The organism is Celeribacter arenosi, from assembly GCF_039539485.1.
Lineage (GTDB): Bacteria > Pseudomonadota > Alphaproteobacteria > Rhodobacterales > Rhodobacteraceae > Celeribacter > Celeribacter arenosi.
Map to the genome: position 1 here is coordinate 391,686 of NZ_BAABDF010000003.1, position 12,447 is coordinate 404,132.

The following is a 12,447-nucleotide window of genomic DNA, read 5'->3' on the forward strand; positions in this document are numbered from 1 at the left end:
TTTAACGTCCGTTCTGTCTTCCCACGGTTTCCGATACCGTTGGGAAAAGACAGGATTTTAACATGTGTGAAACGTTATTTCGAACAAACCTGAAGGCCTCCCTTTGTTTCGGGCTTGGTCTTGCTGTGTCGATTGCGCAAAGTGGCGCGGCGGCGCCCACAGGGGTATCAATCGTGCAGGGAGCGAACGTGACAGGCGACATTCAGGTCAAGGCGACATTCGACCAATGGAAAGCCGGCTTTCGGCAGCGGGCCATGCGCGAAGGCATCTCGGCGACGACATTTGACCGGGCCTTTCGCGGTGTTTCCTACAACAACGATGTCATCAAGAAGGACCGCAACCAGTCCGAGTTCACCAAACAGATTTGGGACTATCTCGATAGTGCGGCGTCCCCCACGCGGGTGAAAAACGGTCAGGCGGCGATGCGTAAACATGCGCGGGTTCTCGACGCGATCGAGGCGCGGTTTGGCGTCGATAAATATGTCGTGGCCGCGGTTTGGGGTCTGGAGAGCGCCTATGGTGCGACCCGTGGTGATATTCCAGTGATCGAGGCCCTGTCCACACTGGCCTATGACGGGCGACGCGGGCGTTTCTTCGAGGCACAGCTTCTTGCGGCGCTGCGCATTCTCCAGTCCGGCGATGTGTCCGCGCGCAATATGAAGGGGAGTTGGGCAGGGGCCATGGGCCACACCCAGTTCATTCCGACCTCTTTCCTCGCCTTCGCGGTTGATGGCGATGGCGACGGGAAACGCGACATCTGGGCGAGTGATCCGACAGATGCGCTGTCATCAACGGCGGCCTATCTGGCGCGGCACGGGTGGAATAAAGGACAGCCATGGGGCGTCGAGGTTCGCCTGCCGCGCGGGTTCGACTATTCTTCCGCACGACGCGATACGATGCGTAGCCCGTCTGATTGGGCCCAGTTGGGCGTGATTGGGGTCGATGGAAAACCCGTTGCGAACTACGGGCGCGCGTCGATTTTGCTGCCTGCAGGGTCGCAAGGGGCGGCCTTTATGATCTTTGACAATTTCGCGGTGATTGAACGCTACAACAAAGCGGACGCCTATGTGATTGGCGTCGGTCACCTGTCCGACCGGTTGAAGGGTAGACCGGAAATTCAGGCGTCATGGCCGCGCGGGTATCAACCTTTGGCGTTTAACGACAAAAAACGGATGCAGCGGATTTTGACCCAAAAGGGCTTTCTCGATGACAAGGTCGACGGCATTATCGGGCCCAATACGATCAATGCGATCCGCGATTTCCAACGCTCCATCGGGGTCACGCCGGATGGCTACCCGTCGCAAAAACTGCTCGAACAGTTGCGCTAACGCGGTTCGCTCAGCGATCCCAATCCCGTTGGGCGGATCAGATCGGTATCTAATCCGGGCGAAAGCCGTTCTCTGAGCAGAGCGACAGGGTGGCGTCGTAGCGTGAGGCGCATCGACACGAAGTCCTCCACGATCTCCTCGCCCTCGGTCATCTGCGCGAGGGTGACGTGGGGCTCGTCGATGGCTTCCCCGTCGAGGTCCTGGGCAAAGAGCGGCAGCGGCTTGTCGCCCCCAATGGCCTTCACCTCCCACAAGGCTTCGCGGCGGGTCAGTCCGAGTGCGGCAAAAGTATCCGCCTCTGCAAGCATGCGCAGCACAGAGGGAGACAACCCCGCCCGCCGCCACAGGTCCAGAGGTTCGCGGTAGCCATTGCCCCGCGCCGCCGTGAGCCAATTGGCGTCTTCTTCCCCCATCGAGCGCAGTTGCCGAAAACCCAACCGCACCGCCAACCCGCCTTTGTCATCGGGCTCCATCACATTGTCCCAAAAGCTCGCGTTCACGCAAACGGGCCGGATCTCCACGCCGTGTTCACGCGCATCGCGCACGATCTGGGCGGGCGCGTAGAATCCCATCGGTTGAGAGTTCAGCAGAGCGCAGCAGAAAATGCCGGGATGGTGTCGTTTGAGCCAGGCGGAGGCATAGACCAGCAGGGCGAATGAGGCCGCGTGGCTTTCAGGAAATCCATAGGAGCCGAAGCCTTCGATCTGGGAAAAACACCGTTCCGCAAAGTCGAGATCATAGCCATTGGCCAACATCCCCGACAGGAACCGACCTTTGAAATCCGAAACGCTGCCGTGCTTTTTAAAGGTGGCCAAAGAGCGGCGCAGGCGGTCGGCCTCCTCTGGCGTGAACCCTGCACCCGTGATGGCGATCTGCATTGCCTGCTCTTGGAACAATGGCACCCCGAGCGTTTTGCCCAGCACCGCCCCGAGCGCATCGGAGGGAAAACTTACTCGCTCCTCGCCATTGCGGCGACGGATGAAGGGGTGGACCATATCGCCCTGGATCGGTCCGGGCCGGATGATCGCGACCTGAATGACGAGGTCGTAAAAGGTGCGCGGCCGCATGCGGGGCAGAAAATTCATCTGTGCGCGGCTTTCGACCTGAAAAACGCCCAGACTATCCGCCTCGCACAGCATGTCGTAGACGGCAGGATCCTCGGGGGGGAGCGTGGCCAGCGCGTAGTCGGTTTTGTGATGCTCGCGGATCAGGTCGAATGATTTGCGGATGCACGACAGCATGCCAAGCGAGAGCACATCGACCTTCAGGATGCCGAGCGCGTCGATGTCGTCTTTGTCCCAACAGATGACGGTGCGGTCCTCCATCGACGCATTTTCGATCGGCACCAATTCGTCCAGACGTCCCTCGGTGATGATGAACCCACCCACGTGTTGGCTCAGGTGACGCGGGAATCCTTGGATCTCTTCGACCAGCTCCATCGTTTTCATTAGTCTCGAATCCCGCGGATCGAGGCCAATTTCGCGCAGCCGCTCGAACTGCGACCGTGTTGCACGTTCGAACCCCCAGAGCTGGGACGACAGCGCGCCGAGCGTGTCCTGCGACAGACCCATCGCGGCGCCAACTTCACGTATCGCGCGTTTGCCGCGGTAGTGGATCACGGTCGCGCAGAGCCCCGCGCGGTGGCGGCCGTAGCGGGCGTAGATATGTTGGATCACCTCTTCGCGCCGCTCGTGTTCGAAATCCACGTCGATGTCGGGCGGCTCGTCGCGGGCCTCCGAGACGAAGCGTTCAAACACCATCGTGCCGATTTCGGGGCTGACGGAGGTCACGCCGAGGCAATAGCAGACCACAGAATTGGCCGCCGATCCGCGCCCCTGACACAGGATGCCACGCGAGCGTGCGAAGGCGACGATGTCGTGAACGGTCAGGAAATAGGGTTCGTATTTGAGCTTGCCGATCAATGCGAGTTCATGGGCGAGCATGTCGCGCACCTTTTGCGATGCCCCCGCCGGATAGCGCCGTCGCAGCCCCTCATGCGCGAGCCGTTCAAGCCGCTCTGCGGGCGTTTCGCCCCCGCTGACCTCGGAAGGGTATTCGTAGCGCAATTCATCGAGGCTGAACTGGCAGCTCTCTGCAATCTCGCCGCTGCGCGCGATCTCTGCGGTGAAGTCGGGAAACAACCGTTCCAAATCGGCCTGCGACCGCATCCGCTGTTCGGCATTGGCCAAGGCTGTGCGGCCCAGATCGTCCACCTTGCGCCCTTGCCGGATTGCAGTGAGCACATCGGCCAGCCGCCGTCGCCCGCCGCGATGCATGAGGGGGCGTGCGCTCACCACGCAGGAAAGACCCAAATCCAGCGCAATATTGCGATAATGAACCCAACGCGGATGATCCTGCCCGTCGTAGAGCGGGTAGAGCAGGAGGTCGAGATCCTCGCCGAAGGCCCGCGCCAGCCGCCGCGTGTGGCGCATCCAGATGTCGCGGCCGGGGCCTGCATAGCCGAATGGCGGGTGGAGCAAGAGGCGACAGGATTTCAGCCCCTCCATCACCTCGTCCAGCGTGATCTCACAGGTCCCTTTGGCGGCTTTCAGACGGCCTTTGGAGATCAGGCGCGATAGCGTGCCCCAGCCGTTTCTGTCGCGTGGCAGCGCGGTGAGGCGGATCCCTTCGACCGTTTCCAGCAGAGCGCCGGGAATGAGGCGTGGCACCGTGTCGATGGGCGCGGAGGGTGGTTTGGGGATATGGGCGGGCCGCTCAGGACCGATGGGGTCGGCAAGACGCGCATCACGGTCGCGTTCAATCTCACGTGCGGCACTATGGGCGCGAACGATGCCGGCCACCGAGTTGACGTCGGTGATTGCTACCGCCTCAATCCCGAGGGCGGCGGCGCGGCGCATGTACTCCTCCGGATGGGATGCACCGGTGAGAAAGGTAAAGTTGGATAGGGCGCAGAGCTCAGCGAACATACGATCAGTATATTCACCTTTTGTTCTCTTTTCGAGTCATCTCGTGCGAACGTCCCCTTTGCCGATCACAAAGGGGACGCATGCCATTCGGGGCGAACAGGATCAGTCGGCGGCTGCGACAACCTCACAGCCATAGCGGCCGCAATATTTGTACGTATCGAGCTGCGCGGAGGTCGGTTCGTATTCACCGAAGAACCCGCAGTTATCGAGAGAAAAGTGAAAGGCGCCGCCGAGATCGCGTAGAATAAATACGCCCTCACGGGTCGAGTCCAAGACACCGCAGGAACCGCCGAGGCAGTTCTCGGAAACCATCATATCGATGTCCACTGTGGTGCCGAAATCGACCCCATCGAACTTTTTACCTTGGAAATTCGCCGCAAAGGTCTGGCCGACGGCGTTGCCGTCTTGGTCGATTGCATGCTCACCAACTGCATTTTCATGCGGCGTGATCGTGCCGTAGACCATCAGGTAGGGCACTTGTGCCTCCTGGATGAAATAAAACTGCTCTTCGGCCGTTGGGGCCGAACACTGAGCAATCGCTGCGCTGGAAACTGCAGTCGCAATACCAGCCAAAAGAAACGTCTTAAGTTTCATTGTCTTACCCCTGACATACGCACACATATGTGCTCTGGAGTAAGTTAATGAAAAAATTTGGCGGAAATCGGGCCGGTTGCAGGAAAACCCCCAACCCTACGCGCATCCGTTAAATCGCGGGCGCCGCAAGAAGGGAGTCGAAACGGTCAACCAACTGCCCGTAAATCTCCCGTTTGAAGGGAACGATCCCGCGCAGCAATTCTTCCTTATCTACCCATTTCCATTCAGAAAATTCGGGATGATCGGTTGCGATATCGATCAAATCGTCGCCCCCGTTTAACCGCGCGACAAACCAAAGCTGTTTCTGGCCCCTGAATTTACCTTTCCAAACCTTCCCCAAAAGGTGGTCTGGCAGGTCGTAAAACAGCCAATCCTCGGATTGCGCCACAATTTCGACGCAATCTGCGGCAACCCCGATCTCTTCACCAAGTTCACGCAGAGCCGCATCCTGCGGTGATTCACCGGGATCGATTCCCCCCTGCGGCATCTGCCACGCGTCAGGCGTATCGATGCGCTCGCCCACAAAAATGTGGCCCTGCGCATCGAGAAGCATAACACCGACACAAGGCCGATAAGGGAGGTCAGTCATATGAACCGCCATTTTCCGCGTCTCCTTGCGGTGTCCGATTAGTCAGCGATTTTCGAAAGACCTTTGAGCAGGTCAACGGCGTAGGCGAGTTGGTAATCCTCGTCGCGCAATTTCGCGGCTTCCTCGGCGGCTGTCCGTTCTTCCTCGATCTGGCGGCGTTGGTCTTCGGTCAAGCTGTCGTTGTCCAAAGCGCCGCGCAGGTCGGCCTCGGAGCGGAACTGCGGCGTTTCCTCTTCGTCGGTCCCGGCGTCAGGGCGGCGTGGGGGCTGTTCCACGACGATGTCAGGGGAAATACCAAGCGCCTGAATGGAGCGACCGGACGGCGTGTAATAGCGCGCAGTGGTTAGGCGCATCGCCCCGTCAGAGCGCAGTGGCATGACGGTTTGCACCGAACCCTTACCAAACGATTTGGTCCCAACGATGATCGCGCGGTGATGGTCCTGAAGGGCCCCTGCAACGATCTCGCTTGCGGAGGCCGAGCCGCCGTTGATGAGAACCACGATCGGCATGCCTTCGGCAAGATCACCCAGTTCCGCATTCACACGGTCACTGTCCTGTGGGTTGCGGCCACGGGTCGATACGATTTCACCTTCGTCGAGGAAGGCATCGGAAACCTGGATCGCCTGATCGAGCAGACCACCGGGGTTATTGCGCAGATCGACCACGACACCATCGACATTCTCGATCCCGCCCAGTTCCTCGATCGAGCTGGCAAGCCCGTCGCGCAGGTTCGGGAATGTCTGGTCGTTGAATGTGGTGACGCGCAGGACAACCGCATTGCCTTCCACGCGGGACCGCACAGCAGTGAGTTTGATCGTGTCGCGGATAATGGACACATCAAAGGGTTCATCAATGCCTTCGCGAACGATGGTGATGACGATTTCGGAGCCAACGGGGCCGCGCATCATTTCAACGGTTTCATCAAGGGTCATGCCGAGCACGCCTTCGCCGTCCACCTGCGTGATAAAGTCGCCTGCCTCGATTCCCGCGATGTCGGCGGGTGTGCCGTCCATGGGGGCGACGACTTTGACAAAGCCCTCTTCCTGTGTGACTTCAATTCCCAGACCGCCGAACGAACCCGAGGTTTGAACCCGCATCGCGGCGGCATCTTTTGGCGAGAGATAGGAAGAGTGCGGATCGAGCGATGTCAGCATCCCGTCGATCGCCGCCTCGATGAGTTCTTCTGAGTCCACGTCTTCGACATAGTTTGACCGAATGCGTTCAAACACGTCACCGAAGAGGTCGAGTTGCTCATAGACGTTAGAGGTCTTTTCGGATTCCTGAGCGATTAGCGGACCGGCAAATTGCGTCGAAACCAAGGTTCCGGCAAGAACGCCGACAACACCCGCCATCATATATTTCTTCATGTCTCTACCTCTTCCCGACATCCGCCGGATTCCCGTTTTCTCGCTCCTGGCTATCGGACATCCGAAAACCATTCAGATGGATCGACCGGCTTCTCGCCTACTCTTACCTCTATATAGAGCGTTTGAGAAAGCCCCGAACCCGTTCCGAGGGTCGCAGCCTCCACAAAAGAGTCAAGCGGCGGGGAATTGCCCCCCATTAAGCCAATCGCCGCACCGGATTGCACGACTTCGCCAATTTCACCGTATATGGCGTCGAGCCCCGCAAAAACCAACAATACATCCTTGGCGGGCTCAAGAATGATCACATTTCCGTAGTCGAGAAAGGCGCCGCGATAGCGCACGGTTGCGGGCGCAGGTGCGACAACCAACGCGCGCGGACGTGTGGCGAGCAACCATCCAGGGCGCACAACCCCCGCCGCATCGGCTTCGCCGGACCCGCGCAACAGGCGGCCCTGAACGGGGAGAGGCCACGCCCCCTTTTCAACATCGAGGTCGGGGAGGGGGATGACGCCGTCCACGACGTCCAGAACGGCGAGGCCTTCGGCAAAATCGGCGAGCGATTGGGACGACTCGATCAGACCATCCAGACGCACAGCATCGGTCACAAACCGGCGCGGCAGTTCGGTGCGGTTTCCCATCGCCTGAGACAAATCTGTCCGGGCGCGTTGAACCTCTTCGAGGCCGGCTTCGAGTTTTGCCATGGCTTCGCTTTGCAACTCGCGCAGGATGGAGGTTTCCTGCAACCGAACGCGCAGATCTTCGGCCTCTGCCTGCAGGGCGGGCGTCACGGCGGACACGAGCATTCCGGCGCGCGCATAACTCAGCGGACCGGACGGGTGGACCAAGGCCTCGGGCGTGGCGTCAGGTTGCAGGCGGATCAGAACGCCCAGCAGTTCCGACACCTTTTCGCTTTCGGCATCAAACCGGCGGCTGAGTTCGGCTTCGCGCAGATAGGCCTGACGCAACGCGACACGCATCGATTCCAATCCGTTTTCATAGGCGGAAACCACGCGCGAAAGCGCCCTTACCCGATCGGACGCACCCTCGGCAGCCTGCAGGCCCTCATGGGCCGTGTCGAATTGGGCCATGGCATCGCGCACGAGATCCGCCGCGGGCGGTTCCTGCGCAAAGGAAGCCGAAGCGAAAACAGACAGGATCAGAGCCGCAAGTGCGCGTTTCATGTGACGATTAGGGTCTCGCCGGTCATTTCATCGGGCTGTGGAAGGCCCATGAGCTGTAGGAGCGTCGGGGCCACATCGGCAAGACGTCCGCCATCGCGCAATCGCGCACCCGCAGGTCCGCCAAAGAGAATGACAGGCACAGGATTGGTGGTATGCGCGGTATGCGGCCCGCCTGTGACGGGGTCGATCATGGTTTCGCAGTTGCCGTGGTCGGCGATGACCACCATGGCGCCACCGGCGGCTGCAAGGGCGGTCACAACGTCGCCGAGACCTTTATCCACCGCCTCGCAGGCCGCGATGGCAGCAGCGAGGTCACCGGTATGGCCGACCATGTCGGGGTTGGCGTAGTTGGTTACGATCAGGTCATAGCCTGCGCCAATCGCCTCTACGAATTTCGCCGTCACTTCGGGCGCGCTCATTTCTGGTTGGAGGTCATATGTCGCAACCTTCGGACTCTGCGGCATGAACCGGTCTTCGCCGACCTCGGGCGTTTCTTTGCCGCCGTTCAGGAAGAAGGTCACATGCGGGTACTTTTCCGTCTCCGCGAGGCGGAACTGACGCAGGCCGTGTTGAGCCACCCACGAGCCGAGCGTATTGACGATGTCGCGCTTGGGGTAGGCGGCCTTCATATATTCGCTGTGCTGGACGGAGTATTCGACCATTCCGAGAAGCGCGCTGAGTTGCGGACGCACACCAGTGTCGAATTCATCAAACCCCGGCTCGCCTATGGCGCGCAGGATTTCACGGGCGCGGTCGGCGCGGAAATTCAAACAGAAGACGCCGTCGCCATCTTTCACGCCACCAAACCCGTCTATCACCGTGGCTTGGATGAACTCGTCGTTTTCGCCGCGGGCATATGCCGCCGTCACGGCCGCTTCGGCGGTGGGCGCGGTTTCCATGCCTTGCGCTTTGATCATGGCGTTATAGGCCTGCGACACGCGTTCCCAACGATTGTCACGATCCAACGCGAAATAGCGACCAATGACGGTGCCGACAGTTGCGCCTTTCGGGAGGCGTGCGACGAGATCAGGAATAAACCGGTCTGCGGATTTCGGGGCGACATCGCGTCCGTCGGTTATCGCGTGGACCACCACGGGCACGCCGTGATCGCTGACCAGTTTAGCCGCCGCGAGCGTGTGTTCGATGTGACCGTGCACCCCACCGTCGGAAATCACGCCCATCAGATGCGCAGTGCCACCGGCCGCTTTCACCGTTTCGGCGAAGGCGTTGATCTCTTGGTTATCAAAAAAGCTACCATCCTCAATCGCGAGATCGATCTGGCCGAGGTCCATGGCAACGATGCGACCGGCACCGATGTTTGTATGGCCGACTTCGGAGTTGCCCATCTGCCCTGTCGGCAGGCCCACATCGGGTCCAAAAGTGGTGAGCGCGCTATTGGGACAAGTCGCGATGAGGCGATCATAGGTCGGCGTGTTGGCCAGAACGGGCGCATTGCCCTCGGGCGTTGGCCCGATGCCCCAACCATCCAGAATACAGAGCACGACAGGTTTCGGTGCGGCCATGGTTGCCTCCTACGGCTAATGTTGGCCCCTTCTACCGCCTGCGCGCGGCAGGGTGAACCGTTCCTGTTGTGTAGGAGCAAAAAACTTGGGCGCTATGCCCTGTGATACGGGCCGCCTGCGAGGATGGAACTGGCGCGGTAGAGTTGTTCGCACAGCATGGCGCGCACCATCATGTGGGGCCAAACCATCTTTCCAAAGGAGATCGAAAAATCCGCCTTGGCACGCAGGGACGGATCGATTCCGTCCGCCCCGCCAATCACAAAGGACAGATCGGATCGCCCGTCATCGCGCCATTTGGCGATGTGGTTCGCGAAATCGGGGGAGGAAAGGAGTTTTCCGCGCTCGTCGAGTGCGACCACGAAGGCGCCGGTCGGTATCGCGCGTTCGAGAAGGTCGGCCTCTGCGGACATGCCGCCACCTTTACGGTCATCCACTTCGCGGATGTCGAGCGGGCCGAGCGATAGGGCACGCCCTGTTCGCTCAAACCGCGTTTGGTAGTCGTCAATCAGCGCCGCTTCAGGGCCGCTTCGCAGGCGGCCCACAGCGCATATTTGGACGCGCATCAGTCCGTCGGCGCTTTCCGCTGCAGATCGGCCTTTGCTTCATCCGGGGACATCCACATTTTCTCCAACTGGTAGAAATCGCGGACCTCGGGGCGGAAGATGTGAACGATCACATCACCTGCATCAATCAAGACCCAATCACCCTGATCGCGGCCTTCGTCGCGGGTCAGGATATCGCGCTCATGTTTGAGGACGTCTGACAGTTTGCTCGCCATAGCCGAAACCTGACGGGTTGAACGACCGGAACAAACCACCAGAAAATCAGCGATCTCCGATTTGCCTCGCAAATCAATGGAGACAATATCTTCCGCTTTGTCCTGGTCGAGGGTGTGAGTGATGAAATCCAGCAATTGCTGGCCTTCGTGCCGTTCGGTCACTGCTCCACTCATGAGCGGCTCCGATGCAGCGGCGCCATTGGCCGCAGACTGTGCGTATGACAGGACATCGTCCTCCTGGGTTGCACGCCGGTCATCGCCCCGACGCTGGGCGTAGTGCAAATGTAGCACTGCGAATGTGAAATCTCAACGCCAGAGGGATAATCTCGGCGCGCAGGGACCTATAGGGCACATTGCGACCGCCCAAAACCCGTAAATTCGCGCACAGAACATGCGCAGGCGGCGAAGGTTTGCCTATAGCGCAACGGATTTCGCCGGTGCCAGGTCACGCAATGTGCGCCGCACGCCGACGATTTAATTAAAATGCCGCGAATATTCCTACTCTGGGGGCGTGGCCGCCAAAGCGGGGCCGTCCAACACGCGGACCTCACGTTGCGGGTAGGGAATCGAGATGCCGTGCTCCTTGAACGCGTCCCAAAGGGCGAGGTAGACGTTGCCGCGAATGTTGGTGAGACCGCCGGTCGGATCGGTAATCCAGAACCTCAGGATGTAGTCCACGCTGCTATCGCCAAAGCCGACTATGTGACAAACGGGCGAGTGGGTATGGAGCACGCGTTCGACGCTCGCGGCGGCGGCCACCGCAAGGCGGCGCACCTCGTGGGGATCGTTGTCATAAGACGTTCCAAAGAAGATATCGAGGCGCACAAAATCGTTGGAGTGCGACCAGTTCACCACCTGCCCCGTGATGAGGTCTTCGTTCGGGATCAGGTATTCTTTGCCGTCGCGTGTAACGACCGACGCATAGCGCGCGCCCAGCGTATTGATCCATCCAAAGGTGTCGCCAAGCGAGATCACGTCGCCGGGTTTGATGGATTTGTCGAGGAGGATGATGACCCCCGAGACGAGGTTGGACACCACTTTCTGAAGGCCAAAACCGAGACCCACACCGATCGCACCCGACAGCACGGCGAGACCCGTAAGGTCGAACCCCACGGCTTTGAGACCTATGAAGAAGGCGGCTGCATAGAGCGTAATTTGCAGGACTTTGACGAGGAGCACGCGCATCGAGGGTGAGATGTCTTCGTTCTCTTTGATGCGCGACGATGTCTGTGTGGCGACGATGCGCGCAAACGAGAACAGGAGTGCCGTGACGACGAGTGCTTTTAGGATGGCCAAAAGCGAAAGACGGAAGTCGCCGAATTCCACCGCGAATGTGTCGAGGACGGCCATCGTTCGATCCTGAGCGCCGAGGAGGAGAATCGTCACGTATATCCACAAGCTCCACCGCACGATCCGCCGCAAAAACGGATTGCGCACCAGTTGCACCGCGAAGCTGACGAATACCCATGCGGAGGCGATTTCCGCGACAATGCGGATCAGGTAGGAGCGCGACGGCCAGGTCACCTCCTGCATGACGAGGTAAATGCCCCACAGGATCAGGGCCCAGATGACCAGCCACATGCGTTTCTCAACGGCGAGCAACCAGCGCAGTTGGAGCTTTGACCACCCCTCTTTCGAACGGACCCACGTGCGAAAACGCGCACTGGCCAGTTTCCCGAGGAGACGTGCCGCGGCAAATGCCGCAAGCATGAGCCCGATTTGATAGAGGTTCCAACGCCGAAGCAGGCCGGTCAGAAAGCCGACCGCTTCATCGCCGGTTTGTGTCAACAAGTCCGAAAACTGTACCGGATCCAAACGTCGCCCCCCTCGAAACTGTGCGAATCATGCCTGCGGGATGCGCGCGACGCAACATGTGACGGCCAAATAGCATCCGCCGCGGGATCGCAGTATCGCTCCCGCGCGCCAATACATATTCGCGTGAAAACGAATACGTCTGGCCTGAATCGCCAAATTGGGTCAGCATTTTACGGGGTTCAAACCGGCGCGCCACGCCGAGCGATCTTGATACCATGCGCAATCAGGCGTAAACGGAGCACCATGACACGTGTGTTTGATATGGACGACCGCGCCCGCCTGCCTTGGCGGTTCTTTGGTGCGTCTTTGACTCTTCTCGCCCGACTTCGGGGCTGAGACCTATTT

10 protein-coding genes are annotated in these 12,447 nt (G+C 59.7%); 1 reads left to right on the plus strand and 9 read right to left on the minus strand.

The window, feature by feature from the left end:
- Window positions 1-62 precede the first annotated feature (62 nt).
- Window positions 63-1,328: a lytic murein transglycosylase gene (locus ABD815_RS04090; RefSeq protein WP_425549838.1), complete on the plus strand. Its 1,266-nt coding sequence runs from the start codon at window positions 63-65 to the stop codon at window positions 1,326-1,328.
- On the opposite strand, the gene ABD815_RS04095 is transcribed toward ABD815_RS04090, so the two are convergent.
- The 9 genes from ABD815_RS04095 to ABD815_RS04135 all read right to left on the minus strand — a co-directional run bounded on the left by ABD815_RS04095 (window position 1,325) and on the right by ABD815_RS04135 (window position 12,102).
- Window positions 1,325-4,255, minus strand: coding sequence for an error-prone DNA polymerase (locus ABD815_RS04095; protein WP_344843795.1), 2,931 nt, complete (start codon window positions 4,253-4,255; stop codon window positions 1,325-1,327). The genes ABD815_RS04090 and ABD815_RS04095 overlap by 4 nt on opposite strands.
- A gap of 102 nt (window positions 4,256-4,357) precedes the next feature.
- A complete protein-coding gene (locus ABD815_RS04100) occupies window positions 4,358-4,849 on the minus strand; it encodes a hypothetical protein (protein ID WP_344843797.1) in 492 nt (163 codons plus the stop codon).
- Between the two features lie 109 nt (window positions 4,850-4,958).
- Window positions 4,959-5,438 (minus strand): RNA pyrophosphohydrolase, encoded by a 480-nt coding sequence (locus ABD815_RS04105; protein WP_344843799.1) that lies wholly within the window; start codon window positions 5,436-5,438, stop codon window positions 4,959-4,961.
- 38 nt (window positions 5,439-5,476) lie between these two features.
- Complete coding sequence (locus ABD815_RS04110) at window positions 5,477-6,805, minus strand: S41 family peptidase (protein WP_344843801.1); 1,329 nt, start codon at window positions 6,803-6,805, stop codon at window positions 5,477-5,479.
- A gap of 50 nt (window positions 6,806-6,855) precedes the next feature.
- Window positions 6,856-7,986 carry a murein hydrolase activator EnvC family protein gene (locus ABD815_RS04115; protein WP_344843804.1) on the minus strand — a complete coding sequence of 377 codons (1,131 nt, stop codon included), beginning with the start codon at window positions 7,984-7,986 and terminating at the stop codon, window positions 6,856-6,858.
- Window positions 7,983-9,509 (minus strand): 2,3-bisphosphoglycerate-independent phosphoglycerate mutase, encoded by a 1,527-nt coding sequence (gene gpmI, locus ABD815_RS04120; protein ID WP_344843807.1) that lies wholly within the window; start codon window positions 9,507-9,509, stop codon window positions 7,983-7,985. Before gpmI ends, ABD815_RS04115 begins: the two co-directional genes overlap by 4 nt.
- 92 nt (window positions 9,510-9,601) lie before the next feature.
- Window positions 9,602-10,072: a 23S rRNA (pseudouridine(1915)-N(3))-methyltransferase RlmH gene (gene rlmH / locus ABD815_RS04125; RefSeq protein WP_344843810.1), complete on the minus strand. Its 471-nt coding sequence runs from the start codon at window positions 10,070-10,072 to the stop codon at window positions 9,602-9,604.
- Window positions 10,072-10,461 carry a ribosome silencing factor gene (rsfS, locus tag ABD815_RS04130; protein WP_344843813.1) on the minus strand — a complete coding sequence of 130 codons (390 nt, stop codon included), beginning with the start codon at window positions 10,459-10,461 and terminating at the stop codon, window positions 10,072-10,074. The genes rlmH and rsfS overlap by 1 nt, the downstream gene beginning before the upstream one ends.
- 324 nt (window positions 10,462-10,785) lie before the next feature.
- A complete protein-coding gene (locus ABD815_RS04135; protein ID WP_425549839.1) occupies window positions 10,786-12,102 on the minus strand; it encodes a mechanosensitive ion channel family protein in 1,317 nt (438 codons plus the stop codon).
- Window positions 12,103-12,447 lie beyond the last annotated feature (345 nt).

What these genes read in the sequence shown, in the direction of transcription:
- gpmI (WP_344843807.1), bottom strand. Translation starts at nt 9,509, where the DNA reads ATGGCCGCACCGAAACCTGTCGTGCTCTGTATTCTGGATGGTTGGGGC.
- ABD815_RS04105 (WP_344843799.1), bottom strand. Translation starts at nt 5,438, where the DNA reads ATGACTGACCTCCCTTATCGGCCTTGTGTCGGTGTTATGCTTCTCGAT.
- ABD815_RS04090 (WP_425549838.1), top strand. Translation starts at nt 63, where the DNA reads ATGTGTGAAACGTTATTTCGAACAAACCTGAAGGCCTCCCTTTGTTTC.
- ABD815_RS04095 (WP_344843795.1), bottom strand. Translation starts at nt 4,255, where the DNA reads ATGTTCGCTGAGCTCTGCGCCCTATCCAACTTTACCTTTCTCACCGGT.
- rsfS (WP_344843813.1), bottom strand. Translation starts at nt 10,461, where the DNA reads ATGAGTGGAGCAGTGACCGAACGGCACGAAGGCCAGCAATTGCTGGAT.
- ABD815_RS04115 (WP_344843804.1), bottom strand. Translation starts at nt 7,986, where the DNA reads ATGAAACGCGCACTTGCGGCTCTGATCCTGTCTGTTTTCGCTTCGGCT.
- ABD815_RS04100 (WP_344843797.1), bottom strand. Translation starts at nt 4,849, where the DNA reads ATGAAACTTAAGACGTTTCTTTTGGCTGGTATTGCGACTGCAGTTTCC.
- ABD815_RS04110 (WP_344843801.1), bottom strand. Translation starts at nt 6,805, where the DNA reads ATGAAGAAATATATGATGGCGGGTGTTGTCGGCGTTCTTGCCGGAACC.
- rlmH (WP_344843810.1), bottom strand. Translation starts at nt 10,072, where the DNA reads ATGCGCGTCCAAATATGCGCTGTGGGCCGCCTGCGAAGCGGCCCTGAA.